24 protein-coding genes are annotated in these 26,508 nt (G+C 70.3%); 17 read left to right on the forward strand and 7 right to left on the reverse strand.

What is annotated here, in order from left to right; genetic code table 11:
* Positions 1-20 precede the first annotated feature (20 nt).
* Complete coding sequence (gene mtr / locus ACTWP6_RS02825) at positions 21-1,433, reverse strand: mycothione reductase (protein ID WP_260751565.1); 1,413 nt, start codon at positions 1,431-1,433, stop codon at positions 21-23.
* Positions 1,426-2,448 (reverse strand): alpha/beta hydrolase, encoded by a 1,023-nt coding sequence (locus tag ACTWP6_RS02830; protein WP_260751566.1) that lies wholly within the window; start codon positions 2,446-2,448, stop codon positions 1,426-1,428. Before ACTWP6_RS02830 ends, mtr begins: the two co-directional genes overlap by 8 nt.
* Positions 2,449-2,566: 118 nt before the next feature.
* On the opposite strand from ACTWP6_RS02830, the gene mqo reads away from it, so the two are divergent.
* The 8 genes from mqo to ACTWP6_RS02870 all read left to right on the forward strand — a co-directional run bounded on the left by mqo (position 2,567) and on the right by ACTWP6_RS02870 (position 13,499).
* Complete coding sequence (mqo, locus tag ACTWP6_RS02835; RefSeq protein ID WP_260751568.1) at positions 2,567-4,126, forward strand: malate dehydrogenase (quinone); 1,560 nt, start codon at positions 2,567-2,569, stop codon at positions 4,124-4,126.
* Positions 4,127-4,140: 14 nt separating this feature from the next.
* Positions 4,141-4,587: a GNAT family N-acetyltransferase gene (locus tag ACTWP6_RS02840; protein ID WP_260751570.1), complete on the forward strand. Its 447-nt coding sequence runs from the start codon at positions 4,141-4,143 to the stop codon at positions 4,585-4,587.
* Positions 4,588-4,661: 74 nt separating this feature from the next.
* A complete protein-coding gene (locus ACTWP6_RS02845; protein ID WP_260758055.1) occupies positions 4,662-6,503 on the forward strand; it encodes a VWA domain-containing protein in 1,842 nt (613 codons plus the stop codon).
* A gap of 11 nt (positions 6,504-6,514) precedes the next feature.
* A complete protein-coding gene (gene cobO, locus ACTWP6_RS02850; protein WP_260751572.1) occupies positions 6,515-7,129 on the forward strand; it encodes a cob(I)yrinic acid a,c-diamide adenosyltransferase in 615 nt (204 codons plus the stop codon).
* Between the two features lie 301 nt (positions 7,130-7,430).
* Positions 7,431-8,795 (forward strand): cobyrinate a,c-diamide synthase, encoded by a 1,365-nt coding sequence (locus ACTWP6_RS02855; RefSeq protein ID WP_443186755.1) that lies wholly within the window; start codon positions 7,431-7,433, stop codon positions 8,793-8,795.
* Positions 8,796-8,818: 23 nt separating this feature from the next.
* Entirely contained in the window at positions 8,819-10,027 is a 1,209-nt protein-coding gene (gene cobA, locus ACTWP6_RS02860) for a uroporphyrinogen-III C-methyltransferase (RefSeq protein WP_260751574.1), read from the forward strand.
* A gap of 33 nt (positions 10,028-10,060) precedes the next feature.
* Positions 10,061-11,692 carry an MFS transporter gene (locus ACTWP6_RS02865; RefSeq protein WP_260751575.1) on the forward strand — a complete coding sequence of 544 codons (1,632 nt, stop codon included), beginning with the start codon at positions 10,061-10,063 and terminating at the stop codon, positions 11,690-11,692.
* Between the two features lie 46 nt (positions 11,693-11,738).
* Positions 11,739-13,499, forward strand: coding sequence for a proline--tRNA ligase (locus ACTWP6_RS02870; protein ID WP_260751576.1), 1,761 nt, complete (start codon positions 11,739-11,741; stop codon positions 13,497-13,499).
* A 9-nt stretch (positions 13,500-13,508) separates the two neighbouring features.
* On the opposite strand, the gene ACTWP6_RS02875 is transcribed toward ACTWP6_RS02870, so the two are convergent.
* Together ACTWP6_RS02875 and ACTWP6_RS02880 are read right to left on the reverse strand one after the other, a co-directional pair.
* Positions 13,509-13,979 (reverse strand): ferritin-like domain-containing protein, encoded by a 471-nt coding sequence (locus tag ACTWP6_RS02875; RefSeq protein ID WP_260751577.1) that lies wholly within the window; start codon positions 13,977-13,979, stop codon positions 13,509-13,511.
* Entirely contained in the window at positions 13,976-14,485 is a 510-nt protein-coding gene (locus ACTWP6_RS02880) for a hypothetical protein (RefSeq protein WP_260751578.1), read from the reverse strand. Before ACTWP6_RS02880 ends, ACTWP6_RS02875 begins: the two co-directional genes overlap by 4 nt.
* Before the next feature lie 139 nt (positions 14,486-14,624).
* On the opposite strand from ACTWP6_RS02880, the gene rimP reads away from it, so the two are divergent.
* The 7 genes from rimP to ACTWP6_RS02915 all read left to right on the forward strand — a co-directional run bounded on the left by rimP (position 14,625) and on the right by ACTWP6_RS02915 (position 22,375).
* A complete protein-coding gene (gene rimP / locus ACTWP6_RS02885) occupies positions 14,625-15,149 on the forward strand; it encodes a ribosome maturation factor RimP (protein ID WP_260751579.1) in 525 nt (174 codons plus the stop codon).
* A gap of 2 nt (positions 15,150-15,151) precedes the next feature.
* Entirely contained in the window at positions 15,152-16,213 is a 1,062-nt protein-coding gene (gene nusA / locus ACTWP6_RS02890; RefSeq protein ID WP_260751580.1) for a transcription termination factor NusA, read from the forward strand.
* Between the two features lie 92 nt (positions 16,214-16,305).
* Positions 16,306-16,617 (forward strand): YlxR family protein, encoded by a 312-nt coding sequence (locus tag ACTWP6_RS02895; protein ID WP_396884386.1) that lies wholly within the window; start codon positions 16,306-16,308, stop codon positions 16,615-16,617.
* A 113-nt stretch (positions 16,618-16,730) separates the two neighbouring features.
* Complete coding sequence (infB, locus tag ACTWP6_RS02900) at positions 16,731-19,511, forward strand: translation initiation factor IF-2 (protein WP_443186756.1); 2,781 nt, start codon at positions 16,731-16,733, stop codon at positions 19,509-19,511.
* A gap of 27 nt (positions 19,512-19,538) precedes the next feature.
* Positions 19,539-20,042 carry a 30S ribosome-binding factor RbfA gene (rbfA, locus tag ACTWP6_RS02905; protein WP_260751582.1) on the forward strand — a complete coding sequence of 168 codons (504 nt, stop codon included), beginning with the start codon at positions 19,539-19,541 and terminating at the stop codon, positions 20,040-20,042.
* Positions 20,023-21,066, forward strand: coding sequence for a DHH family phosphoesterase (locus ACTWP6_RS02910; protein ID WP_443186757.1), 1,044 nt, complete (start codon positions 20,023-20,025; stop codon positions 21,064-21,066). Before rbfA ends, ACTWP6_RS02910 begins: the two co-directional genes overlap by 20 nt.
* Complete coding sequence (locus ACTWP6_RS02915; RefSeq protein ID WP_443186758.1) at positions 21,059-22,375, forward strand: MATE family efflux transporter; 1,317 nt, start codon at positions 21,059-21,061, stop codon at positions 22,373-22,375. The genes ACTWP6_RS02910 and ACTWP6_RS02915 overlap by 8 nt, the downstream gene beginning before the upstream one ends.
* A 21-nt stretch (positions 22,376-22,396) precedes the next feature.
* Here ACTWP6_RS02915 and ACTWP6_RS02920 read toward each other — a convergent pair whose 3' ends face one another.
* Together ACTWP6_RS02920 and ACTWP6_RS02925 are read right to left on the reverse strand one after the other, a co-directional pair.
* Positions 22,397-23,020: a class I SAM-dependent methyltransferase gene (locus tag ACTWP6_RS02920; RefSeq protein ID WP_443186759.1), complete on the reverse strand. Its 624-nt coding sequence runs from the start codon at positions 23,018-23,020 to the stop codon at positions 22,397-22,399.
* Positions 23,021-23,159: 139 nt separating this feature from the next.
* Positions 23,160-23,924, reverse strand: coding sequence for an enoyl-CoA hydratase (locus ACTWP6_RS02925; RefSeq protein ID WP_260751586.1), 765 nt, complete (start codon positions 23,922-23,924; stop codon positions 23,160-23,162).
* Positions 23,925-23,970: 46 nt separating this feature from the next.
* Between ACTWP6_RS02925 and ACTWP6_RS02930 the strand changes: the two genes are divergently transcribed.
* Positions 23,971-24,237: a DUF2277 domain-containing protein gene (locus ACTWP6_RS02930; protein WP_443186760.1), complete on the forward strand. Its 267-nt coding sequence runs from the start codon at positions 23,971-23,973 to the stop codon at positions 24,235-24,237.
* Entirely contained in the window at positions 24,234-24,806 is a 573-nt protein-coding gene (locus ACTWP6_RS02935; RefSeq protein WP_443186761.1) for a DUF1802 family protein, read from the forward strand. Before ACTWP6_RS02930 ends, ACTWP6_RS02935 begins: the two co-directional genes overlap by 4 nt.
* On the opposite strand, the gene ACTWP6_RS02940 is transcribed toward ACTWP6_RS02935, so the two are convergent.
* Complete coding sequence (locus tag ACTWP6_RS02940) at positions 24,795-26,432, reverse strand: CocE/NonD family hydrolase (protein ID WP_443186762.1); 1,638 nt, start codon at positions 26,430-26,432, stop codon at positions 24,795-24,797. The genes ACTWP6_RS02935 and ACTWP6_RS02940 overlap by 12 nt on opposite strands.
* Positions 26,433-26,508: the final 76 nt, after the last annotated feature.

Genomic DNA, 26,508 nt, shown 5'->3' on the forward strand with positions numbered 1-26,508 from the left:
CGGGTTCTTCTGCCGCGTCTTCAGTGCCTCTTCGACGGCGGCCAAGGCGGCTCGCCGCACAGCGCCAGCAGCGCATTCTCGACCACCTCGGGCAGGGCCGGGTGGATCCAGTACTGGCCGCGGGCCATGTCCCGGGCGGGCAGGTCGAACGTCATCGCCTGGATCAGCGGCTGAATGATCGACGACGCCTGATGCCCCATGATGTGCGCGCCGAGCAGCAGCCCGGTCTCGTCGTCGACGATCAGCTTCGCGAACCCGGTCGAGTCCTCCATCGCCCACCCGTAGGCGACGTCGCTGTAGTCCTGCACCTTGGAGCGGATGCGATACCCGGCTGCGCGCGCCTCGTTCTCGGTGAGCCCCACGCAGGCGATCTGAGGCTCGGTGAACACCGCTGACGGGACGTGGCGGTGATTGGCGGGCATCAGGGCGTCGGTGTCGTCCCAGTTCTGCAGCAGGTTGTGCTTGACCACCCGGGCCTCGTGGTTGGCGACGTGCTTGAGCTGATAGGGGGAGCTGACGTCCCCGAGCGCGAACACGTCGCGCGCCGTGGTGCGCTGGAACTCGTCGACGACCACCCGGCCGTCCACGACGTCGACGCCGGCGAGGTGCGCGTCGAGCAGATCGCCGTTGGGGACGCGGCCGGTGGCCACCAGCAGCGCGTCGGCGTGGACAGTCGAGTCGTCGTCGAGGCGCAGACGCACCCCCGAGCTGTCGGATTCGCCGGCCACGATGTTTCGCCGGCTGCGGATCTCCCACTTCTTGCCTGCGAGGTCGGTGAACCGTTCGCAGACGGTGTCATCGCAGTGCGAGAGCATCGTGGTGCCGCGCAGCACGATCGTCACCCGTGATCCCAGCGAGGAGAACACGTGCGCGAACTCGGCGGCGACGAAGCCGCCGCCGACGATGACGAGGTGTTCGGGCAGCTCCGAGATCCGCATGATGGTGTCGCTGGTGTGGTACCTGACCCCGCACTCGGCGATCGCCGGCGGCACGGTGGCGCGCGCGCCGGCCGCGATCACCACCTGATCGGCGGTGAACTCGTCACCGTCGTCGGTGCGCAGCCGGTAGCCGTCACCGGTCCTGCGCCCAGCGAACCGGGTGTGGGCGGCGAAGACCTCCACGTTGGGCGACGAGCGCCGGTAGTGTTCACCGCCGCTGGCCAGCGGGTCGATGCGGCCGAAGATTCGCGACACGATGTCGGGCCAGCGCACGCCGTCGAGGCGGCCGTCCACGCCGAAACGGCTCGACTCGACGATCTGATGCGCGACCCCGGCCGCGTAGACGAACATCTTCGTCGGGATACATCCCACGTTCAGGCAGGTGCCACCGAACACGCCCTGCTCGCAGATCGCCACCCGCTTGTCGACATAACGCTCGTCGAGGATCGAGCTCCCGGAGCCGGTCCCGATGATGGCGATGTCGAAGTCAGCCATGGCCTCTTCTTTCGTCGAAATTCGTTGTACCACCAGCGGTTCCGGTCAGATGCCAGTCCAGCCAGCGGTCCAGCTCGATGTAGGCGGCCCGGCGCGGTTCCGGCAGGGACAGGAACACGTCGTGCTTGGCGTCGGTGATCGGCACGATGGTCGTCCGGTTGCCGATGCACCCTGCCCAGCGGGCGATCTGCCTGACGTCGAGCACCGCGTCGCCGCGCTGGATCCGCTCCGGGTCGGCGACCTCGCGCACACTGCGGTCCGAGCGCAGGATCAGGTTGGGCACGCCGACGTCGAGGCCGCGGTGCAGCTTGGCCTGCGCCCGCCGTACGGCATGGATCCAGCCGGCCTTCACCGGGAAACCGCCGACGGGTTTCCACTGCAGGTTGTAGTCGAACTCACCGAAGTAGTCGCGGTGCAGCGTGGCGCCGTAGCCGCCCTGGCTCGGACGTCGCACCACCGAGTGCTTGCGCAGCCGGCGCATGGCCGTCAACGCCGCCGTCGTGGGCGGCGTGCGCAGGATCGCGGGACCCTGCAGGTCCAGCCACGGGCTGTTGAGCACCAGCCCGGACACGCTGCGGTGCGCGGCAGGCTGCCGGGCACGCAGCCGGTGCAGCCACAGCGACACCACCAGGCCGCCCGCCGAGTGTCCGTACACCAGCACTCTGCCCGGGGCCTCGGCGGTGATCGCGGCGAGCGAACGCTGCAGCTCGACGTCGTAGCGGGCCAGGTCCGTGGTGAAGTGCGGAGTCTGTCCCTCGCGGTGCGAACGTCCGCATTTATGCAGGTCGAGTGCGTAGAAGCGAAACCCCCGGGCCGCGAGGTGGTCGGCGAACTCGGTGTTGAAGAAGTAGTCGGTGAAACCATGCACCATCAACACCGCATGCCGTGCCGACGGATCCGGGTCACCCCGGCGCACCAGCGTCGCCTCCAGCGCGCCCTCGCCGTCCGGGTCGGGGCCCAGCGCGAAGGTGCGCTGCCAATATCCGGGCAGCACGTCGGGCACCCATCCAGACACGTTCGCCACCCTAGTGGTCGGGGCAGTGGTCGGCGGGTTACGCCGGAGGTCGGCGGGATAACCTGAACACCGGTAAGCCGTGTTCAACGGGCAGCGACCACGAAGGACCATCGAAAAGGTGTCAGAACCACAGAAGACAGACGTCCTGCTGGTCGGAGCGGGCATCATGAGCGCCACCCTCAGCGCGCTGCTGCGGCTGGTCGAGCCGAACTGGTCGATGACGTTGGTCGAGCGCCTCGACGGCGCGGCCGCCGAGAGCAGCGATCCGTGGAACAACGCCGGCACCGGCCACTCCGCCCTGTGTGAGCTCAACTACACGCCGGCGCGTCCCGACGGCTCGATCGACATCGCCAAGGCGGTCAACGTCAACGAGCAGTTCCAGGTGTCTCGGCAGTTCTGGTCCTACGCCGTCGAGACCGGCGTGCTGCCCGACGTGCGCAGCTTCCTCAACCCGATCCCGCACGTCAGCTTCGTCAGCGGGGCCGACAATGTGCAGTACCTGCGCAAGCGCTACGACGCGCTGGTCACCAACCCGCTGTTCGCGACGATGGAGTTCATCGACGATCCCGCCGAGTTCGCGCGCCGGCTGCCGCTGATGGCCGAGAAGCGTGACTTCTCCGAGCCCGTCGGCCTGAACTGGACGCAGGACGGCACCGACGTCGACTTCGGCGCGCTGTCCCGCCAGCTCATCGGTTTCGGGGCCCAGAACGGGATGACCACGCTGTTCGGCCACGAGGTACGCAACCTCAGCCAGGACTCCGACGGCTCGTGGACGGTCAAGATCGTCAACCGCCGCACCGGGCAGAAGCGCACCATCAACGCCAAGTTCGTGTTCGTGGGTGCCGGCGGCGGCGCGCTGCCGCTGCTGCAGAAGGCCGGCATCAAGGAAGCCAAGGGGTTCGGCGGCTTCCCGGTCGGCGGCCAGTTCCTGCGCACCGACAACCCGGTGCTGACTGCGGCCCACCAGGCCAAGGTCTACGGTCTTCCACCGCTGGGTGCCCCGCCCATGTCGGTGCCCCACCTCGATACCCGTGTCATCAACGACAAGTCGTGGCTGCTGTTCGGCCCGTTCGCCGGGTGGTCGCCGAAGTTCCTCAAGCAGGGCAAGATCACCGACCTGCCGTTCTCGGTCAAACCCGACAACCTGGTGTCCATGCTGGGTGTGGGCCTCACCGAGATGGGGCTGCTGAAGTACCTGATCGGTCAGCTGCTGCTCAGTGAGTCGGCCCGCGTCGAGAACCTGCGTGACTTCGCACCCAGCGCAAGGGATTCCGACTGGGAACTCGTCATCGCCGGACAGCGCGTGCAGGTGATCCGCAAGGCCAAGGGCAAGGGCGGGGTGCTGGAATTCGGCACCACGGTGCTCGCCGCGGCCGACGGCAGCATCGCCGGCCTGCTCGGCGCGTCGCCGGGCGCGTCGACCGCGGTGCCCGCCATGTTCGACGTGATGAAGCGGTGCTTCGCCGACCGCTACGCCGGCTGGGAACCCAAGCTCAAGGAGATGGTTCCGTCACTTGGGGTCCAATTATCCGATGAGCCTGCGCTTTTCGAGCAAATATGGGCGCACGGGACCAAGGTGCTCAAGCTTGACCAGCCGGCCAGCGGTGTCCCGGCGATCACCGGCGACGGATCGACGGCGGGCACCGAACACACCCCGACCACCGCGGCGACCGTCTGAGCCGGGACCACCGGATGACAGTGGCGCTGCGCCGCAGCTGGGCTAAGGACCTCGACGCCGCGACCCTCTACGAGTTGCTCAAGCTCCGCGTGGAGGTGTTCGTGGTCGAGCAGGCCACCCCCTACCCTGAGCTCGACGGTCGGGATCTGCTTGCCGAGACGCGCCACTTCTGGCTGGAAAACCCTGAAGGAGAAGTTATTTCGACATTACGCCTGATGGAGGAACATCCGGCTGGGCAGAAGGCGTTCCGGATCGGCCGGGTGTGCACCAAACGCGGTGACCGCGGCCGCGGACACACCGCCCGGCTCCTGCAGGCCGCGCTGGCCGAGGTGGGTGACTTCCCCTGCCATATCAACGCCCAGACCTACCTGGAGGAGATGTACGGCAGGCACGGGTTCGTCCGCAACGGTGACGAGTTCCTCGACGACGGGATCCCGCACGTGCCGATGGTGAAGCCGTGATCTCGTTGGATCCGTCCCCTCCGATCTACCCGTTCAGCGCGGTCGTCGGCCACGACCGGCTTCGCCTGGCGTTGATGCTGTGCGCTGTTCGGCCCGACATCGGTGGAGTCCTGATCCGCGGGGAGAAGGGCACCGCGAAGTCGACTGCGGTGCGCGGCCTTGCGCAGGTGCTGGCCGCTGCGTTCAGGACGGCCGGCGACGAGGGCGGGCAGCTGGTGGAACTGCCGATCGGCGCCACCGAGGACCGGGTCGTCGGATCCCTGGACCTGCAGAAGGTGTTGCGAGACGGCGAACACGCGTTCTCGCCGGGGCTGCTGGCGCGCGCACACCGCGGAGTGCTTTACGTCGACGAGGTCAACCTGTTGCACGATCATCTGGTCGACGTGCTGCTGGACGCCGCGGCGATGGGGCGGGTGCACATCGAACGGGACGGCGTCTCGCACAGCCACGACGCGCGGTTCGTGCTCATCGGCACGATGAATCCCGAAGAGGGGGAACTGCGTCCGCAGTTGCTCGACCGGTTCGGGCTCACCGTCGACGTGGCGGCGTCGCGCGACGTCGATGTCCGTGCCGAAGTGATCCGCGCCCGGCTGGCCTACGAGGCAGACCCGGCCGCGTTCGCCGCCCGGTACGCCGCCGAGGACGCCGAACTGGCCGCCCGGATCGCGGCGGCACGGGCGTTGGTCGCCGAAGTGGTGTTGCCCGACAGCGAGTTACGGCGCATCGCGGCACTGTGCGCGGCCTTCGACGTCGACGGCATGCGCGCAGACCTGGTGGTGGCTCGCACCGCGGTGGCCCACGCGGCGTGGCGCGGTTCGACCCCCGGGGCGAGCCAAACGACGGGTGACGTGACGGTCGATGAAGAGGACATCCGTGTGGCTGCCGAACTCGCGCTGCCGCACCGCCGCCGCCGCGACCCGTTCGATGATCCCGGACTGGACCAGGATCGGCTCGACGAGGCCATGGAGCAGGCGGCCGAATCAGCAGAGGCGCAGCCGGATCCCGAGCCGGACCCGGATCCGTCCGGCGGCGGGGCTCCCGAGTCTGAGCAGCCTTCTGATGGTCAAGGGCAGCAACGCCGTTCAGGTGCGCCGCCGCGCCAGAGCGCACCGCCGTCGACCACCTTCAAAACCCGCGCTCTCGTCGTCCCCGGCGTCGGCGAAGGGGCGCCCGGGCGTCGCTCCCGGGCACGCAACCGGACCGGCACCGTGGTGTCGGAGACCGCCGAGCCGGACGCCGGCCACGGGATGCACGTGTTCGCCACGCTGCTCACGGCCGCGGGCCGGCAAGCCGGTCCCGGCGCGGTGCGGCCCGCCCCCGACGACGTCCGACGCGCGGTCCGGGAGGGACGCGAGGGCAATCTGGTGATCTTCGTCGTCGACGCGTCGGGGTCGATGGCGGCGCGGGACCGGATGTCGGCCGTCGCGGGTGCCACCCTGTCGCTGCTGCGGGATGCCTACCAACGCCGGGACAAGGTCGCGGTCATCACGTTTCGCGGCCAGGACGCCAGTGTGCTGCTGCCGCCGACGTCGTCGGTGTACATCGCGAGCCGGCGGCTTTCGCGCTTCGACACCGGCGGCCGGACACCCCTGGGGCAGGGGCTGCTCGCGGCACGCGACATGGTGGTCCGGGAACGTGCCAGGGACCGCGCCCGTCGCAGTCTGGTCGTGGTGCTGACCGACGGCCGCGCGACCGGCGGGCCGGACCCGCTGGGGCGCGCGCGGACCGCGGCGGCCCGGCTCGTCGCCGAAGGCGCGGCCGCGGTGGTCGTCGACTGCGAGACGTCCTACATCAGGCTCGATCTGGCACAGGAGCTGGCTCGTCAGCTCGGCGCGCCGGCGGTGCGGCTGGCCGAACTGCGGGCCGACAATCTCACCTCCCTGGTCAAGGCGCAGGCCGACCGGGGCGCTGCATAGGAGGTGGCGCGATGCCACAGGGGCAACCGCTGACTGTTCCCGACGATGGCCTGACCACCCGCGCGCGGCGCAACGCTCCGCTGCTGGCGGTGCACACCGGGCCGGGCAAGGGTAAGTCGACGGCCGCGTTCGGAATGGCGCTGCGCGCGTGGAACCAGGGCTTCGACATCGCGGTGTTCCAGTTCGTCAAGAGCGCGAAGTGGAAGGTCGGCGAAGAGACCGCGTTGCGCGAACTCGGCCGCGCGCACGACGAGCGCGGGGTCGGCGGTCCGGTGGAATGGCACAAGATGGGCGCCGGCTGGTCGTGGACGCGCAAGGCGGGTTCCGAGGTGGACCACGCAGCCGCGGCGGCGGACGGCTGGGCCGAGATCGCGCGCCGCCTCGGCGAGGAGCGCCACGACTTCTATGTGCTCGACGAATTCACCTATCCACTCAAGTGGGGCTGGGTGGACGTCGATGAGGTGGTCGCCACGCTAACGGCCCGTCCCGGCACCCAGCATGTGGTGATCACCGGCCGCGACGCGCCGCAGAAGCTGCTCGACGCGGCCGATCTGGTCACGGAGATGACCAAGGTCAAACACCCGATGGACGCCGGCCGCAAGGGCCAGAAGGGCATCGAGTGGTGAGCGCCGTCCCCCCCTGCGCGAGCGTGCGTGTCTGCGACCGACACGCCGTGCATTTCCCGAAGAAAGCGCACACTCGCACCGCATTCGGCGCACGCTCGTTCGGTTTCAGCTTGTACTCGTCCCGCGCCGGCGCACGTTGGTCGGCCTCTCTCACTCACCCGCCATCAACGCAGGTTCGTCCCAGCGCGGCGCACGCGTGTCGCCCAACCGGTGGTACCGCCGCCGAGCGTGCGCAATATTCGGAGTTTCCGCGGAGTGTCGCCCGCAGACACGCACGCTCGCGCAGGTGGGGGAGCGGCGCGTGAGCACCCCGGCCGTCGTGATCGCCGCGCCGGCTTCCGGCAGCGGGAAGACGACCGTGGCCACCGGGCTGATGGGCGCGCTGGGCCGGGCCGGCCGCCGGGTGGCGCCGTTCAAGGTCGGACCCGACTTCATCGACCCGGGCTATCACGCGCTGGCAACCGGCCGGCCGGGCCGCAACCTCGACCCGATGCTGGTCGGCGAGCCGCTGATCGGGCCGCTGTACCGGCACGGCAGCGACGACGCCGACATCGCGGTGGTCGAGGGGGTGATGGGACTGTTCGACGGCCGCATCGCCGACATCGCTGCCGGCCCGGCCCGGGGCTCCACCGCACACGTGGCGGGGCTGCTCGGGTCTCCCGTGGTGCTCGTGGTCGATGCGCGGGGCCAGAGTCACAGCATCGCCGCACTGCTGCACGGTTTCGCCACGTTCGACCGGTCCGTGCGGCTGGCCGGGGTGATCCTCAACCGGGTCGGCTCGCCCCGCCACGACGACGTGCTGCGCCAAGCGTGTGAGCAGGCCGGGGTGCCGGTGCTCGGCTCCATCCCGCGCGCCGACGAACTCGCCGTCCCGTCGCGCCACCTCGGCCTGGTCACCGCCGTCGAACACGGCCGCCGGGCCACCGCCGCGGTCGCCGCGATGACGGAGCTGGTGGCCCGCCACGTCGACCTCGACGCCGTCGTCGCCGTCGCCGCCAGCCGAGTCGACGGTCCGTCGTGGACCCCGTCCCAGTGCGCGCCGACCGAGCGGGTCACCGTCGCGCTCGCGGCGGGCCGGGCGTTCACCTTCGGATACGCCGAGCACCGCGAGATCCTGACCGCTTCGGGAGCTGATGTGGTGGACTTCGACCCGCTGGCGGAGCCGTTGCCCGAGGGCTGCGCGGCGCTGGTGCTGCCCGGCGGGTTCCCCGAGGAGTTCGGGCCGCAGCTGTCGGCCAACGAACCCGTGCGGGCGCAGATCAGGGCGCTGGCCGGGCGCGGCGCCCCCGTGCACGCCGAATGCGCCGGCCTGACCTACCTGGTGAACGACCTCGACGGACACCCGATGTGCGGCGTGGTGTCCGGATCGGCGGCGTTCACCGACTCGCTGACGCTGGGTTACCGTGACGCGGTGGCGGTCGCGGACTCGTCGCTGCACGCCGTCGGAGACCGGGTGGTCGGTCACGAATTCCACCGGACCACAGTGAAATTCGCCTCCGACCGGACACCCGCATGGCGCTACGCGGGCCGCGGTGGACGCCCGGTCGAGGACGGCGCGGTGCTCGGCGGGGTGCACGCCGGCTATCTGCACACCCACCCTGCCGCGCACCCGCAGGCAGTCGCCCGCTTCGTCGCGGCCGCGGCAACCTCTAAGCTCGCCGGGTGAGTTCGGCGGACGCGAGGAGCAGTGTGAGTTCCGAGAACGCCTATCTGGTGGGCCTTCGTCTGGCCGGCAAGAAGGTCGTCGTCGTGGGCGGGGGCACCGTCGCGCAGCGGCGCCTGCCGCTGCTGGTCGCCAGCGGCGCCGACGTCCACGTCATCACCAAGGCCGCCACCCCGGCGGTCGAGGCCATCGACGGAATCACGCTGACGCTGCGCGAGTTTCGTGAAGGCGACCTGGAGGGCGCCTGGTATGTGATCGCCGCCACCGACGACCCCGCGGTGAACGCCGCGATCGTGTCCGAGGCCGAGCGCAGGCATGTGTTCTGCGTGCGCGCCGACGTCGCGGTCGAGGGCACCGCCGTCACGCCGGCGACCTTCGACTACGAGGGTCTGTCCGTCGGCGTGCTGGCCGGCGGCGAGCACCGTCGCTCCGCCGGCATCCGCACCGCGATTCACGAGGCCCTTGCGCAGGGCTTGATCGGGGTGGACAGCTCGGCGGCGCCGGGGGTGACGAAGGGCACCGTCGCTCTGGTCGGCGGGGGACCCGGGGATCCCGAGCTGATCACCGTGCGGGGCCGCAGGCTGCTCGCGCATGCCGACGTCGTGGTCGCCGACCGGCTCGCCCCGCAGGACCTGCTCTCCGAGCTCTCGCCCGAGGTCGAGGTGATCGACGCGGCCAAGATCCCGTACGGGCGCGCGATGGCGCAGGACGCGATCAACGAGGTGCTCGTCGCGCGGGCCCGGGAGGGCAAGTTCGTCGTCCGGCTCAAAGGTGGCGACCCGTTCGTGTTCGCCCGCGGGTACGAAGAGGTGATCGCGTGCGCCGAAGCCGGGGTTCCGGTCACCGTCGTACCGGGTGTGACCAGTGCCATAGCGGTCCCCGCGCTGGCCGGGATACCGGTCACGCACCGCGGTCTGACCCACGAGTTCGTGGTGGTCAGCGGCCATGTTGCGCCGGACCACCCCGAATCGTTAGTGAATTGGGATGCGCTGGCCGCGATGAGCGGCACCATCGTTTTGCTGATGGCTGTGGAACGGATCGAACAGTTCGTGGAAGTGCTGCTAAGAGGCGGCAGACCAGCGAATACGCCGGTTCTGGTGGTTCAGCACGGCACGACCGCCGCGCAGCGGACTTTGCGAGCGACGCTCGCCGACGCCCCTGAGCGGATCCGGTCCGACGGCATCAGGCCCCCGGCGATCATCGTGATCGGCGCTGTGGCCGGCTTCGGGGCTTAGAGGATTCTTAATATTACTGTAGGGTAGCCCGTTATGACGGCTCTCAACGATGCGGAGCGTGCCGCCATCCGACGTGATGCAGAGGGCAGGGACAAGCGGGGCTCGGAGCGGGCCCCGAAGCGAGCCCTGCCCGCCCGCGTCACGGGGACGGGTGAGACGGCCGGCGGCCGCGGAGGCGACGGAGCACGAGTTGGCAAGACACCGGCATGGTTGCCGTCGCGGCGCTTCATCGCCGCGGTCATCGCGATCGGCGGCATGCAGCTGTTGGCCACGATGGACAGCACCATCGCCATCGTCGCACTGCCGAAGATTCAGGATGAACTCAACCTCTCCGACGCGGGCCGCAGCTGGGTCATCACCGCCTATGTGCTGACCTTCGGCGGCCTGATGCTGCTCGGTGGCCGACTCGGCGACACCATCGGCCGCAAGCGCACCTTCATCGTCGGCGTCACGCTGTTCACCATCGCCTCGATCCTGTGCGGCATCGCATGGGACGAGGCCACCCTGGTCATCGCCCGGCTGCTGCAGGGGGTGGGCGCGGCGATCGCGTCGCCGACAGCGCTGGCGCTGATCGCCACAACGTTCCCGAAGGGCCCCGCACGCAACGCGGCCACCGCGGTGTTCGCCGCGATGACCGGCGTCGGCTCGGTGATGGGCCTGGTGGTCGGCGGCGCGCTGACCGAGGTGTCCTGGCGGCTGGCGTTCCTGGTGAACGTGCCGATCGGGCTGATCATGATCTATCTGGCCCGCAAGACTCTGCGCGAGACCAACCGCGAGCGCCTGAAGCTCGACGCGGCCGGCGCCCTGCTGGCCACCATGGGCTGCACCGCGGCGGTGTTCGCGTTCTCGATGGGCCCGGAGGCCGGCTGGGTCTCGCCGGTGACCATCGCCTCGGGCGTCGCCGCCGTCGGCTGCCTGCTCGCATTCCTGTGGGTCGAGCGCACCGCCGAAAACCCGGTCGTGCCGTTCGAGCTGTTCCACGACCGCAACCGGGTCGCCACGTTCGCGGCCATCTTCCTCGCCGGCGGCGTGATGTTCACCCTGACCGTGACCATCGGGTTGTACGTGCAGGACATCATGGGCTATAGCGCGCTGAAGGCGGGCGTCGGCTTCATCCCGTTCGTGATCGCACTCGGCATCGGGCTGGGCTTGTCCTCGGCGCTGGTGTCGAAGTTCCCGCCCCGGGTGCTCGTGATCGGCGGCGGCGTCCTGGTTCTGGCCGCGATGCTCTACGGCTCGACCCTGGACGCCGGAATCCCGTACTTCCCGAATCTGGTGCTGCCCATCACGATCGGCGGCTTCGGTATCGGCATGATCGTCGTGCCGCTGATGATCTCGGCGATCGCCGGCGTCGGCTTCGACCAGATCGGCCCGGTGTCGGCGATCGCGCTGATGCTGCAGAACCTCGGCGGTCCCGTGGTGCTCGCGATCATCCAGGCGGTCATCACGTCGCGCACGCTGTACCTCGGCGGCACCACCGGCCCGGTCAAAGACATGAACCCCGCGCAGCTGCACGCCCTGGATCAGGGCTACGCCTACGGCCTGCTGTGGGTGGCCGCGGTCGCGATCGTCGTCGGCGGGGCGGCGCTGTTCATCAAGTACACCGCCGAGCAGGTCGCGCACGCCCAGGAAGTCAAGGACGCGATCGACGCGGGGGAGCTCTAAGTCCCGAAATCCGCCGGAAGGTGCGGGGTCAGTAAGGTGTTCGCCTGTGATCACCCGCATGTCCGAGCTGTTCCTGCGCACGCTGCGCGACGACCCGGCCGACGCCGAAGTCCCGAGCCACAAGCTGCTCATCCGGGCCGGATACGTCCGGCCGGTCGGCCCCGGCCTGTACAGCTGGCTGCCTCTCGGACTGAAGGTGCTGCGCAAGATCGAGAAAATCGTCCGCGACGAGATGGACGCCATCGGGGGACAGGAGATCCTCTTCCCGGCACTGCTGCCGCGTGCGCCCTACGAGACCACCAACCGCTGGACCGAGTACGGCGACACCCTGTTCCGGCTGCAGGACCGCCGCGCCAACGACTACCTGCTCGGGCCCACCCACGAAGAGATGTTCACCCTCACCGTCAAGGGTGAGTACTCGTCGTACAAGGATTTCCCGCTGCGGCTGTACCAGATCCAGAACAAGTACCGTGACGAGGCGCGGCCGCGTGCCGGCATCCTGCGCGGCCGCGAGTTCCTGATGAAGGACTCGTACTCGTTCGACATCGACGACGCCGGCCTCAAGAACGCCTACATCGCCCACCGCGAGGCCTATCAACGGATTTTCGACCGGTTGATGGTTCGCTACGTGATCGTCTCCGCGGTGTCCGGGGCGATGGGCGGCAGCGCCTCGGAGGAGTTCCTGGCCGAAAGCGAGGTCGGTGAGGACACCTACGTGCGCTGCGTGCAGTCCGGCTACGCGGCCAACGTGGAGGCCGTCATCACCACCGCGCCCGAACCGATCCCTTTCGACGGCCTGCCCGACGCCGTCGCCCACGACACACCCGACACCCCGACCATCGCCGCGCTGGTCGACTGGGCCAACGGCGCGAACCTGCCGAGCTTCTCCGGGCGGGCCGTCACCGCCGCTGACACGTTGAAGAACGTGCTGATGAAGGTGCGGGAGCCGGGCGGGGACTGGGAACTGCTCGCCGTCGGGGTGCCCGGCGACCGCGAGGTCGACGACAAACGCCTCGGTGCGGCGCTGGAACCGGCCGAGTACGCGATGCTCGACGACGCCGACTTCGCCCGCTACCCGTTCCTGGTGAAGGGCTACATCGGCCCGAAGGCGCTGTTGGCCAACGGTGTTCGCTACCTGGTCGATCCGAGGGTGGTGGACGGCACCTCCTGGATCACCGGCGCCGACGAGTCGGGCAAGCACTACGTCGACCTGGTCGCCGGCCGCGACTTCACCCCCGACGGCACCATCGAGGCCGCCGAGGTCCGCGAGGGTGACCCGTCCCCGGACGGCGCCGGGCCGCTGGTCGCCGCGCGCGGCATCGAGATCGGTCACGTGTTCCAGCTGGGTCGCAAATACGCCGATGCGTTCAGCGCCGACGTGCTCGGCGAGGACGGCAAACCGGTGCGGCTGACCATGGGCTCGTACGGCATCGGGGTGTCGCGGTTGGTCGCGGTGATCGCCGAACAGCACCACGACGAACTCGGCCTGCGTTGGCCGTCGTCGGTGTCGCCGTTCGACGTGCACGTGGTGATCGCCAACAAGGACGCCGACGCGCGCACCGGCGCCACCGAACTGGCCGCTCAACTCGACCGGCGCGGTGTCGAGGTGCTGCTCGACGACCGCACGGCCTCGCCGGGGGTGAAGTTCAAGGACGCCGAACTCCTCGGGGTGCCGTGGATCGTCGTGGTGGGCCGCGGATGGGCCGACGGGGTGGTCGAGCTGCGGGACCGTTTCGGCGGCGACAAGCGCGAGATCCCCGCGGCGGAGGCGGCCGAGCTGATCAGCGCCGCGCTCGCCGGGGCGTGACGGGAGGCTCTATTCGGTTCCGCCGGGGAACGCGACGGTGACCGAGGTGTCTCCGCGGATCGTGCGCCACCGTGCGGCGGTGATCGCGCATTCGGTCAGTGCGGTCACGCCGAAGGCTCGGACGTCCTGGTCGGTGGCCTGCTCGACAACGGCGCGCCAGGCCACCGCGGCGTCCTCCTCCATCGTGATCGCGAGGTTGACCGCGTCCTTCGGTGTGTCCACCTCCGACGGCATCCGGTAGCCGGCCGCGGGCAGGGCGGGCTCGACCCCGCGCTCCTCCAGGAGGGCGACGGCCGCTTCGCGCCGCTTGCGATGCTCTGCCATCGCGTCCGAGACCAGGTAGTTCACCTCCGGAGTCGAGTGCGCGGACACCAGGCCGTACCCGTAGATGGTGGCGTGCTCGGTGGCCAGGGCGTCGAACAGCGCGCCGTCGGCCGCGTCGTCGGGCCGCGACGGCGCGTCCGGGCGGGGTGAGGTCATCGCGCACCCCCCGCGCCGGCCAGGGCGACGGTGTAGGCGCACGTGCAGGAGGCGGCGATGGACGCCAGCAGTCCGGCCCGGTATCCGGACAGCGCGCCGGCCGCGGCCGCGGCGCTGTCAGCCGACGTGCGTAGCGCGCCGATCACGTCGTCGACCCGCGGTTCGGGCACCGACGCCGGGGTCGACGTCGTCGTGGCGGTGGCGCTGGTGGTCGGGGCGGCCTGCCCGGTCATGCGCACGATCTCCTCGGCCAGCGCCTCGGCGTGCGCCGAGCGCTGCGCGGCGACCTCTGTCAGCGCGTCGGCGAGCTGTCCGCGCGACGTGGTGGCGAGGTCGCCGGCGAGCCGGCTGTCGGAGCGGGCCCGGTCCAGTGCGGTGGTGAGATCGTCGAGGTCAGGGGGAGGCGACGGGGCGCCGCAGGCCGCAGCGCCGACACCCAAGGCGGCCAGGGCGGCCGTACCGACGAGCACACGTCGACGGCTGACGGTCGGCGGCTGGCTCGGCACGACCACATCCTGCCACCCCGTCCCGGTGCCGCGTGCTTTCGGTCCTTGACCCCTCGGCGCTGGCGTATCGTGGGGTGTCGGATTCGCAGGAGCCCTTCCTGCGGGCCGTGTCCGGACAACTCAAGACGAGGAGCTCGCCGTGGCGGAGCGGTCTGCGGGATTACCGTCGCAACGACAGGTGGTCGAACTGCTCGACGGCGAATTCGCGCGCGCCGGATACGACATCGAGGACGTGGTCATCGACACCGCCGCGCGTCCGCCGCGCATCACCGTCGTCACCGACAGTGATCGGGGCCTGGACCTCGATTCGATCGCCGAACTGTCCCGCACGGCGTCCGCGCTACTCGACGATCTCGACACCGCACCCTACGTGCTCGAGGTGACGTCACCTGGGGTGGACCGCCCGCTGACCACCGAGAAGCACTACCGCAGAGCGCAGGGCCGGCTCGCCCGGATCGCGCTGGTCGACGGCTCGACGCTGACCGGCCGCATCGGCCGCGTCGGCGACGGCACCGTCGGGGTCGTCGTGCGTGAGGCCCGGAACAACCTGACGGTCCGCGACATCGCGATCGACTCGATCGCCGAAGCTGTTGTCCAGGTGGAGTTTTCGCCGCCGAACCCACGGGAGCTGGAGCTGGCCGGCGTCTCCGGAGAGGAAGCCTGAGCATGAACATCGACATGGCGGCCCTGCATGCCATCGAAGCCGACAAAGGAATCACCGTCGACGTGGTGGTCGACACCATCAAGACGGCGCTGCTGACGGCCTACCGGCACACCGAAGGCCACGAGCCCGACGCCCGCATCGACATCGACCGCAAGACCGGCGTGGTCAAGGTCATGGCCAGGCAGACCGATCAAGACGGCAATGTGCTGCACGAATGGGACGACACCCCTGAGGGTTTCGGCCGGATCGCGGCGACCACGGCTCGGCAGGTGATCCTGCAGCGCCTGCGCGACGCCGAGAACGAAAAGAACTACGGCGAGTTCTCGGCCCGCGAGGGTGACATCGTCGCCGGGGTGATCCAGCGCGATGCCCGCGCCAATGCCCGCGGTCTGGTGGTGGTGCGGATGGGTAGCGAGACCAAGGGTTCCGAGGGCGTGATTCCGGCCGCCGAACAGGTGCCCGGTGAGAGCTACGAGCACGGCGACCGACTGCGCTGCTACGTCGTCGGGGTGACCCGCGGGGCCAGGGAACCGCTCATCACGCTGTCGCGGACGCACCCGAACCTGGTGCGCAAGTTGTTCTCGCTGGAGGTGCCCGAGATCGCCGACGGCTCGGTGGAGATCGTCGCGGTGGCGCGGGAGGCAGGGCACCGCTCCAAGATCGCCGTCGCGTCCAGGGCGCCCGGGCTCAACGCCAAAGGCGCCTGCATCGGGCCGATGGGGCAGCGGGTGCGCAACGTAATGAGCGAGTTGTCCGGCGAGAAGATCGACATCATCGACTACGACGAGGACCCCGCCCGGTTCGTTGCCAACGCGCTCTCGCCGGCCAAGGTGGTCTCGGTGACGGTGATCGACGAGGCCGCACGGGCGGCGCGGGTCATCGTGCCGGACTTCCAGCTGTCCCTGGCGATCGGCAAGGAAGGTCAGAACGCGCGCCTGGCGGCGCGGCTGACCGGCTGGCGCATCGACATCCGCAGCGACGATGCGGCGGCCGAAGGGCATCCCGGCCCGTCCGCGCACGCGCCGCGACCGGAGAGGTCCGGCGAACGGTCCGGCGAACACTGAGCCGACACCACTGGCCATTGCGCACCGGTTTTCCTCTCAGCACTGCGGTGACGGTAGACTCAGCCGTGGTCCAGCGCGAGACATCGGCTCGGATGCGGAAAAACACCGTCAAACCCTCGGGTGCACCGGTGCGGACCTGCATCGGATGCCGGAAACGAGAGCTGGCCGTCGATTTGCTCCGGGTTGTCGCTGTCGACTCCGGGAATGGCGAGCACGCCGTGACCGTTGACGAAGCGAGACGGCTTCCTGGGCGGGGCGCTTGGCTGCACCCCGATCCGGGTTGCCTGCAAGCCGCAGTTCGGCGGCGGGCGTTCAGCCGAGCGCTACGGATCACCGGTTCACCGGACATCACCGCGTTGTCCGACGCGTTCCCGACCGGGGGCGCCACGACACACTCGGGCTAGAGAACAGGTAAGCGAAGAACATGAGCACACCGTGAAGTCCCGATGACCATGCGTCATAGCTAAACCGAGGCGCGGCGCCTACCACCGCTGTCGCCTCCCAGACAGGAGATGTAGTGGCAGGTAAGGCCCGCGTGCACGAGTTGGCTAAGGAACTCGGTGTCACGAGTAAGGAAGTGCTCGCCCGGCTCAGTGAGCAGGGTGAATTCGTCAAGTCGGCGTCCTCGACGGTGGAGGCTCCCGTCGCGCGCCGGCTGCGTGAATCGTTCGGCGGATCCAAGCCGGACAAGTCCGCCGGTGCCGCCGGCGGAAACGGCTCCGCAGCAGCCGCGGCCAAGCCGGCCGCGCCGCAGAGCCGGCCGGCGCCCAAGCCCGGCCCTCCCGTAGTCCAGCAGCCCGCGGCACCGGCCGCACCGCCTGCGCCTCCGGCACCGCCGGCCGCGCCGGCGCAGCCCCCGGCCGCACCGCCCAGCCCGGCTGCCGCGGCCCCGCAGGCGACCCCCGCGGCACCGTCGGCACGGCCCACCCCGACCCCCGGACCGCGTCCGGGTCCCGGCGGTCCCCGGCCGGGCGCCCCGAAGCCCGCGCCGAGGACTCCTCGCGTGGGCAACAACCCCTTCTCTTCGCAGCAACCGGTCGAGCGGCCGGCGCCCAGGCCGCAGGGTCCGGGCGGGCCCCGGTCCGGCCCCGGTGCCGGCGGCCCCCGCCCCGGTGGCGGCCCCCGCCCCGGCGCTACGCCCGGCAACATGCCGCCGCGCCCGGCCGGCGCGCGTCCCGGACAGGGCCCGCGCCCCGGTGGCGGCCCTCGCCCCGGTGGCGGCCCGCGCCCTGCACCCGGCGGCGTCGGCCGTCCCGGCGGCGGTGGCGGTGGCGGTAACTACCGCGGTGGCGGTGCCGGCGGTGGCGGCGGTGCCGCTGCAGGCGGTGGATTCCGCGGTCGTCCCGGTGGCGGCGGTGGCCGTCCCGGTCAGCGCGGCGGCGCCGCAGGCGCCTTCGGCCGTCCCGGCGGCGCCCCGAAGCGTGGTCGCAAGTCGAAGCGCGCGAAAAGGGCCGAATACGAGAACATGCAGGCCCCGGTCGTCGGCGGCGTGCGGCTCCCGCACGGCAACGGCGAGACGATCCGGCTGGCCCGCGGCGCGTCGCTGAGCGATTTCGCCGAGAAGATCAACGCCAACCCGGCCTCGCTGGTCCAGGCGCTGTTCAACCTCGGTGAGATGGTGACCGCGACACAGTCCGTCGGCGACGAGACCCTCGAGCTGCTCGGCAGCGAGATGAACTACGTCGTGCAGGTCGTGTCCCCGGAGGACGAGGACCGCGAGCTGCTGCAGTCCTTCGACCTGTCCTACGGCGAGGACGAGGGCGGCGAGGAGGACCTCGAGTTCCGGCCGCCGGTCGTCACCGTCATGGGTCACGTCGACCACGGCAAGACCCGCCTGCTGGACACGATCCGCAACGCCACCGTCCGCGAGGGCGAGGCCGGCGGCATCACCCAGCACATCGGCGCCTACCAGGTCACCGTCGATCTGGACGGCAACGAGCGGCCCATCACGTTCATCGACACCCCGGGCCACGAGGCGTTCACCGCCATGCGTGCCCGCGGCGCGAAGGCCACCGACATCGCGATCCTGGTGGTCGCAGCCGACGACGGCGTGATGCCGCAGACGGTGGAGGCGGTCAACCACGCCCAAGCCGCCGATGTGCCGATCGTGGTCGCGGTCAACAAGATCGACAAGGAGGGCGCCGACCCTTCCAAGATCCGTGGTCAGCTCACCGAGTACGGGCTGGTGCCCGAGGAGTACGGCGGCGACACGATGTTCGTCGACATCTCCGCCAAGGCGGGCACCAACATCGAGGCGCTGCTGGAAGCCGTCATCCTGACCGCCGACGCGTCGCTGGACCTGCGGGCCAACCCCGACATGGAGGCCCAGGGCGTCGCGATCGAGGCGCATCTGGACCGGGGCCGCGGCCCGGTGGCGACCGTGCTCATCCAGCGCGGCACGCTGCGGGTCGGCGACTCGGTGGTCGCGGGCGACGCTTACGGCCGCGTCCGCCGCATGGTCGACGAACACGGCGAGGACGTCACCGAGGCGCTGCCGTCACGGCCGGTGCAGGTCATCGGGTTCACATCAGTGCCCGGCGCCGGTGACAACTTCCTGGTCGTCGACGAGGACCGCATCGCACGGCAGATCGCCGACCGGCGCAGCGCGCGCAAGCGCAACGCGCTGGCCGCCCGCACCCGCAAGCGGATCAGCCTGGAGGACTTGGATTCGGCGCTGAAGGAAACCAGCCAGCTGAACCTGATCCTCAAGGGCGACAACGCCGGTACGGTCGAGGCGCTCGAGGAGGCCCTGCTGGGCATCCAGGTCGACGACGAGGTGGAACTGCGCGTCATCGACCGCGGCGTCGGCGGTGTCACCGAGACCAACGTCAACCTGGCGTCGGCGTCGGACGCGATCATCATCGGCTTCAACGTCCGTGCCGAGGGCAAGGCGACCGAGCTGGCCAACCGCGAGGGCGTGGAGATCCGGTACTACTCGGTGATCTACCAGGCCATCGACGAGATCGAGAGCGCGCTCAAGGGCATGCTCAAGCCGATCTACGAGGAGCGCGAGCTCGGCCGCGCCGAGATCCGGGCGATCTTCCGGTCGTCGAAGGTCGGCAACATCGCCGGCTGCCTCGTCCAGTCGGGCATCATGCGGCGCAACGCCAAGGCGCGCCTGCTGCGCGACAACGTCGTGGTCGCCGAGAACCTCACCGTGTCGTCGCTGCGCCGCGAGAAGGAGGACGTCACCGAGGTCCGCGACGGTTACGAATGCGGTCTGACCTTGACGTACTCCGACATCAAGGAAGGCGACGTCATCGAGACGTACGAGCTGGTCGAGAAGGCGAGGGCGTAGTGACCGAGCGCTCGCGCGAGGAGCGTCGTGCCTGATCCCGCACGGGCGAAACGGCTCGCCAAGCGGATCTCCACGGTCGTCGCCTCAGCCATCGAGTACGAGATCAAAGATCCCCGGCTAACCGGGGTGACGATCACGGACGCGAAGGTCACCAATGACCTGCACGACGCGACCCTGTACTACACGGTGCTGGGCCGGTCCCTTGACGAGGAACCCGACTACGAGGGTGCTGCCGCCGGGCTGGAGAAGGCCAAAGGTGTGCTGCGTACCAGGGTCGGCGCCTCGTTGGGGGTCCGGTTCACGCCGACCTTGTCGTTCGTCCGCGACACGGTGCCCGACGCGGCCCACCGCATGGAGGAGCTGCTGGCCCGGGCGCGGGCCGCAGATGAGGATTTGGCGAGAGTTCGGCAGGGTGCCAAGCACGCCGGGGAAACCGACCCGTACCGTGTAATGGGGGCGGAGGACGAAGCAACCGGGGACGCTGAGGACACGGGTGACTTTGACGCGCTCGATGACAGACGCGACGACTGACGTCCCGACCACCGCCCGATTCGGCGGCTCGGCCACCGTCAGCAGTGCGGCCGCCGCCCGATTGGGCGCGCACGTCGACGCCTCCGCAGCCGCCGAATTGCTGACGGCGGCCGACAGTGTCTGCGTGGTGTGTCACGTCTTTCCCGACGCCGACACCATCGGCGCCGGACTGGCGCTGGCGCTGGTCCTCGCGCAGGCGGACAAGAGCGTCCAGGTGAGCTTCGCCGAGCCTGACGAGCTTCCCGAGTCGTTGCACACGCTGCCGGGTGGGCACCTGCTGGTGGCGCCGCAGGACCTGCGCCGGGATGCCGACCTGGTGGTCACCGTCGACATCCCCAGCATCAACCGGCTGGGCGCGCTGCGCGAGCTCGTCGAGTCCGACCGCGACGTCCTGGTCATCGACCATCACGCGTCGAACCAGCTGTTCGGCACCGCCAACTTCGTCGACCCCGCCGCGGATTCGACGACGATGCTGGTCGCCGACCTGCTCGACGCCTGGGACAAACCGATCGATCTCGCGGTGGCGCACTGCCTCTACGCCGGGCTGACCACCGACACCGGGTCGTTCCGCTGGGCCAGTGCCCGCGCCCACCGGTTGGCGGCGCGACTGGTCGAGATCGGCGTGGACAACGCCGCGGTGAGCCGCACTCTGCTCGACACCCACCCGTTCGCGTGGCTGCCCATGCTGTCGCGGGTGCTGGGTTCGGCGCGCCTGGACACCGACGCGGCAGGCGGACGCGGTTTCGTCTACGCCGTCGTCGACCACGAGGAATGGTCGGCGGCGCGCTCGGAGGAGATCGAGAGCATCGTCGACATCGTGCGCACCACGCAGCAGGCCGAAGTGGCGGCGGTGTTCAAGGAGATCGGTCCCCGCCGCTGGTCGGTGTCGATGCGGTCGAAGTCGCTGGATGTGTCCACGGTGGCAAGCACTTTCGGCGGCGGCGGGCATCGGTTGGCGGCCGGCTATTCCGCGTCGGGAACTGCCGACGACCTCGTCGAGGCGCTGCGTACCGCCCTTGGTTGAGCCGGTCCCGGCGACCAACCGGCGGATCGCCGCGCTCGCCTTCCCCGCGCTCGGCGTGCTCGCCGCCGAACCGATCTATCTGCTCTTCGATCTGGCGGTCATCGGTCGGCTGGGCGCCCTGAGCCTGGCCGGACTCGCGATCGGCGCGCTGATCATGGGCGTGCTCAGTTCACAGCTGACCTTCCTGTCCTACGGCACCACTGCACGCGCGGCACGCTTCTACGGCGCCGGCGATCGGCGGGCGGCCGTCGAGGAAGGCGTGCAGGCCACCTGGTTGGCGCTGGGTATCGGCACCACGATCGTCATCACCGTCCAACTGGCGGCGGTGCCGCTGGTGTCGGCGCTGGCCGCCGGCGGCGAGATCGCCGAAGCGGCGCTGCCCTGGGTGCGGATCGCCAGTCTGGCGGTGCCCGCGATCCTGATCGCGGCGGCAGGCAACGGGTGGATGCGCGGCGTGCAGGACACCGTGCGCCCGCTGCGCTACGTGATCTTCGGCTTCGCGGTTTCGGCGGTGCTGTGCCCACTGCTGGTGTACGGCTGGCTGGGCGCCCCCGACCTGGGTCTGGCCGGCTCCGCGGTGGCCAACGTGGTGGGGCAGTACCTGGCGGCGGCATTGTTCTCCCGCGCGTTGGTCGTCGAGAAGGTGCCGCTGCGGCTGCGGCCGCAAGTGCTGCGCGCGCAGGTGGTGATGGGTCGCGACCTGGTGCTGCGGACCATGGCGTTCCAGGCCTGCTTCATCTCCGCCGGAGCGGTGGCCGCCCGGTTCGGGGCCGCCGCCGTCGCCGCGCACCAGGTGGTGCTGCAGCTGTGGAACTTCCTTGCGCTCGTCCTCGATTCGTTGGCCATCGCCGCGCAGTCGCTGGTCGGCGCCGCGCTCGGTGCGGGTCAGCTGAACCACGCCAAGACGGTGGCGTGGCGGGTGACGCTGTTCTCAACGGTGGCCGGGGTGGTGCTGGCGGCCGTGTTCGCGCTGGGTTCGCAGGTGTTCCCGACGGTGTTCACCGACGACCGTTCGGTGCTCGACCAGATCGGCGTGCCGTGGTGGTTCCTGGTGGCCCAGCTACCGGTCGCCGGAATCGTTTTCGCGCTCGACGGGGTGCTGCTCGGGGCGGGCGATGCCACGTTCATGCGCAACGCGACACTGATCAGCGCGCTGGTCGGCTTCCTGCCGCTGACCTGGCTGTCGCTGGCCTTCGGGTGGGGGCTGCTGGGGATCTGGGCCGGGCTGAGCACCTTCATGGTGCTGCGGCTGATGTTCGTCGGCTGGCGGGCGCTGTCGGGCCGCTGGCTGGTGCCCGGCACCCGCTGACGGTCACCTTCAAGACCGTCCTCATACAGCCGGGCGCCGTGTCGCGGCGACCGTCCACACCTCGCGCCGGCCGGCGCGGGCAACATCGACTGTGGCGTCTCCCAGTCCGGCGGTGTCGCACAGTGTTGCAAAGGTTCTCGCTTGCTGTTCGGTCCATCCATGGCTGGCGAAACCGGTGGCGTCGGGCTCCACCTGCCGCTCGACGGCGAGTAACCGCCCACCGGGCACGAGCACGCGATGAATCTCGGCCAGGGCCAGGCTGACGTCGCGCCAGTGGTGCACCGTGGCCAGAGCCCACACGACCGTCGCTGACGCGTCCGGCACCGGCAGCACCTCGGCTGTGCCCTGGGCCCAGGTGATCGCCGGACGCCCCCGGGTGACTGCGCGCGCCACCCGCAACATCGAGTCGGACGGGTCGACACCGGTGACCCGCGCACCCCGCGCCGCCGCGGTACGGGCGCCGTTGCCTGGCCCGCACCCGATGTCGACGACGTGGTCGCCCGCCTTGATGTCGGTCAGGTCGGCCGCCAGCACCGCGGTGCGGCGGCCGGCGAGCAGGAAGAGCACCGCGAACAGATCACCGGTCAGTCCGCAGAATCCCGGGTGATCACCATGGTGGTTGACCGGGCGTTCGACTGCGCTCATGGCTCGACTCTGGCGCACCCGGCGGGGGCGCTGTCAAGCCGCCGAGCGTGCGGATCTGCGAGCGACACGCCGGGGCGGAGGGCACAGACACGCACGTTCGCGGTACCAGGTAGGTGCCGGACCTGCGTCCGGCTTCGCCCTATTGCCGGACCTGCGTCCGGCCGCGGTCCATCACACCGCTGCGGCTCGCCGCGATGTCGTCGCCGCTGGTGCTTTTCATCCATTCGCGGGCCGCTGCCGCCTCCTGCCACAGCGCCGCACTGTTCTGCGCCTCGTCGATCTGGTGGTAGGACGCCATCAGCGCGCGCACCGCCTTCTGGTTGTTGCCGACGATCGACGTCGCGATCTGGCGAGCTGTGCCGAGCAGCTCGCCGTGCGGCACCACCTGCGTGACCAGCCCGCACCGCAGCGCGTCCTCGGCCGACAGGTAGTCGCCGGTCATGCTCATACGCCTGGCCATTCCGACGCCGACCTTCTGCGGCAGCCGCACCGACAGGCCCCAGGTGGGCAGCAGGCCGACCCGGGCGTGGGTGTCGGCGAAGCGGGCCTGCTCGGAGGCGATCAGGATGTCGCAGTACAACGCGATCTCCAGGCCGCCGGTCACCGCGGCGCCGTTGATCGCCCCGATCACCGGCTTGGTCATCGGCGGCCACTTCGGTGAGATGTCGGGCAGTTCGGTGGTGTCGCCGAGCTCTTTGAGGTCCAGACCGGCGCAGAAGACCGGATCGGCACCCGTAAGGATCACCACATCGACGTCATCGTCGGCCTCCGCTTCACGTAGCGCCTCGAACAGGCGGCCGCGCAACGCGGCCGACAGCGCGTTGCGGGACCCGGGCCGGTTCAGCGTCAGGATCTGGATGCGGTCCTGGGTGTCGATCAGCAAGACGTCCTCTGCGGTGCTCATCGCCACACCGTATCGGCCCCCGCCTGCGCGCCCTATCGTGGATTCCATGTGCCGAAACATCACCGAGCTACGCGGCCTCGAACCGGCCGCGACGGCTGACGAGATCGAGGCCGCGGCCCGGCAGTACGTCCGGAAGATCAGCGGCATCACCCGGCCGTCGGGGGCCAACGTTGACGCGTTCGAAGCCGCGGTCGCCGAGGTCACCGAATCCACCCGAAGACTGCTGGCCGGCCTGCAGCCACGTCGGCAACCCCCGAAGACCGTTCCGCCGCTGCGCCGCCCCGAAGTGCGGGCACGGCTGAACCTGGCATGACAGCCACCCTGGCCCGGCCCGCCCTCAAGGAGTGGAGTGCGGCGATCCACGCGCTGCTCGACGGCAGGCAGACCGTGCTGTTGCGCAAGGGGGGAATCCACGAGAAGCGCTTCGAGGTGGCTCCCGAAGTGGCCGCGTCGCGGTTCCTGTTGTTCCCGACCGTCGCGCACAGCCACGCCGAGCGGGTCCGTCCTGAACACCGCGATCTGCTCGAGCCGGCAGCCGCCGACAGCACCGAGGACGCCATCGTGGTGCGCGCGGGTGCGACCGTGGTTGCCGCTATCGCTGTGGAGCGGCCAGAAGGGCTGAAAGCCGTTGCGCCATTTCATATCTGGACGGAAGAGTCGGTGCGGTCCGACCGGCTCGACTTCCGCCCCCGGCATCGGCTGACCGCACTGGTCGTCTCGGCGGTGCCGCTGGCCGAGCCGGTCCGCCTGGTGCGCACCCCGGACTACCGCGGTTGTTCCAGCTGGGTCCAGCTGCCCGTTAACCCGGTCTGGGGCCCGCCGGTGCACACCGACTCCGAGCTGGACCGCGTCGCCGGGCTCGTGCGGAGCTCAGTCGGCTGACGGCGGGTGTGGGCCGGCCGGCAGCCTCAGATGGGTGTCCGCTCCCAGGTGCACGGTGTGCCGGGCGGTCGCACATGCGGTTGCGGTGGCGGCGTGTTCGCCGGTGCCCAGGTTGCGCAGGAAGCGAGGGTGGGAGCCGCCGGCGATCAGCAGCCGGATCCGTGATCCGGCCGGGAACGTCCAGGCGGTCGGGTCGAGCTCGATTCGCACGGTGCCGGAGTCCGGTGCCGACGCCACGTAGCCGTCACTGACGTTGCGGGAGCGTCCTTGCGCGTCGACCTGACTGATCCGCGCGAACAGGTCGTTGTGCGGGTTGGCGCACGAGTGTGCCACCTCCAGCACGGGCGCGCCGACGAGGTGCAGGTCGGCGGCCAGCGGCGGGCCGGTGAACGTGACGACGTCGGCGCGACGGGCCAGTGCGGTGTCGTCGCGGTAGCCGCCGACGGGGGAGAGCAGACGCCCGCCGACCGTCGGGGTCGGATCTGCCGGGTTGTACACGAAGGTGGCCGATGCCCCGTCATGAGGCGCCGTCGCCGCCAGTGCGCCGCCCGGCTGCGGATGCAGCACCAGCGCCGGCATCGCGGGTTCCCAGTCCGGCAGGTCGAGCCAGCCGCGGCCACTCAGGTGGATGCGGACCGGCGAGCGGCGCTGCGGCGGCGCCCCGCCCAGATGGGTGGCGAGCCAGTCGAGGGTTTCCCGGAGCACGATCGGCGCGGCCTTGGTCATCATGTGTCCGTGCGTCCACGGCCCGACCGTGAGCCCGGCGGGAACGCCGCGGCCGGCAAGCAGGCTGTAGTGCTCGAGAGTCTGCTCGACGAACAGATCCTGCCAGCCGGTCAGCAACAACACCGGCACCTCTGCGCGTTCGGGCGCACGGCGGAGTCGGAGGCGGCTCCAGAACGGGTCGTCGATCTCGGGGTGGTCCAGCCAGGACTCGAACCACGGTGCGCCGTCACCGAGCAGCGCGCGACTGGCTGCACCGAGCGGCAGCCCCAGCGACGCCTCCGTGACGCGGCGCTGTGCGCGGGCCTGACGCACCAGGGTGCGCAGCCGGTTCGGATCCTCCTGCCGTCCCACCAGATCGCTCCAGCCCAGGAAGTCGTTCAGCCCGAACGACCCGGTGCCCCAGCGGGGCCCGCTGACGTCGGTGGGGCCGACGGTGATCACCGCGGCCCTGAGCTCCGGCGGCGGGTCCGAGAGCAGCGCCCACTGGGTGAAGCCCAGGTAGGACAACCCGACCGTGGCGAACGTGCCGGTGAACCATGGCTGGTCGCGCAGCCAGGCGGCGGTGTCCGCGCCGTCGTGGACCTCGTTGACGAACGGGTCGAACTGTCCGCCCGAGCCGTAGGTACCGCGCACACTCTGGAAGACGACGTGGTAGCCGCGCGCGGCGTAGAACGACCCGAACAGCGCCGCGAACGGGTAACCGCGCCCGTAGGGGCCGCGCACCAGCAGTGTGCCCGCGGGCACGCCGGTGTGGGGCACGTAGTGGTCGGCGACCAGTTCGACCCCGTCGCGCATCGGTACCCGCACCGCCCGGTGCACCGTGAAATCGCAGACCGGCGGCGGAAGCCCCAGGGTGCGGCTGACGGCGTGCCGGGTCCGGCGGACGATTCCAGAGCTCACCTAGCGAACCCTACTGGCCAGTTCACCGCCGCCAGATGTCCGAGCGACATCAGCGGATATCGGTAGGTCCAGCAAT

Source organism: Mycobacterium sp. 4D054, from assembly GCF_052245755.1.
GTDB lineage: Bacteria > Actinomycetota > Actinomycetes > Mycobacteriales > Mycobacteriaceae > Mycobacterium.

Bases quoted from the DNA above. Each gene is read 5' to 3' on its own strand.
- ACTWP6_RS02895 (WP_396884386.1), top strand. From the start codon at position 16,306: ATGCGGAAAAACACCGTCAAACCCTCGGGTGCACCGGTGCGGACCTGC.
- cobO (WP_260751572.1), top strand. From the start codon at position 6,515: ATGCCACAGGGGCAACCGCTGACTGTTCCCGACGATGGCCTGACCACC.
- ACTWP6_RS02845 (WP_260758055.1), top strand. From the start codon at position 4,662: ATGCTGTGCGCTGTTCGGCCCGACATCGGTGGAGTCCTGATCCGCGGG.
- ACTWP6_RS02865 (WP_260751575.1), top strand. From the start codon at position 10,061: ATGACGGCTCTCAACGATGCGGAGCGTGCCGCCATCCGACGTGATGCA.
- ACTWP6_RS02920 (WP_443186759.1), bottom strand. From the start codon at position 23,020: ATGAGCGCAGTCGAACGCCCGGTCAACCACCATGGTGATCACCCGGGA.
- ACTWP6_RS02935 (WP_443186761.1), top strand. From the start codon at position 24,234: ATGACAGCCACCCTGGCCCGGCCCGCCCTCAAGGAGTGGAGTGCGGCG.
- mtr (WP_260751565.1), bottom strand. From the start codon at position 1,433: ATGGCTGACTTCGACATCGCCATCATCGGGACCGGCTCCGGGAGCTCG.
- ACTWP6_RS02910 (WP_443186757.1), top strand. From the start codon at position 20,023: ATGACAGACGCGACGACTGACGTCCCGACCACCGCCCGATTCGGCGGC.
- ACTWP6_RS02840 (WP_260751570.1), top strand. From the start codon at position 4,141: ATGACAGTGGCGCTGCGCCGCAGCTGGGCTAAGGACCTCGACGCCGCG.
- ACTWP6_RS02925 (WP_260751586.1), bottom strand. From the start codon at position 23,924: ATGAGCACCGCAGAGGACGTCTTGCTGATCGACACCCAGGACCGCATC.
- nusA (WP_260751580.1), top strand. From the start codon at position 15,152: ATGAACATCGACATGGCGGCCCTGCATGCCATCGAAGCCGACAAAGGA.
- ACTWP6_RS02930 (WP_443186760.1), top strand. From the start codon at position 23,971: ATGTGCCGAAACATCACCGAGCTACGCGGCCTCGAACCGGCCGCGACG.
- ACTWP6_RS02875 (WP_260751577.1), bottom strand. From the start codon at position 13,979: ATGACCTCACCCCGCCCGGACGCGCCGTCGCGGCCCGACGACGCGGCC.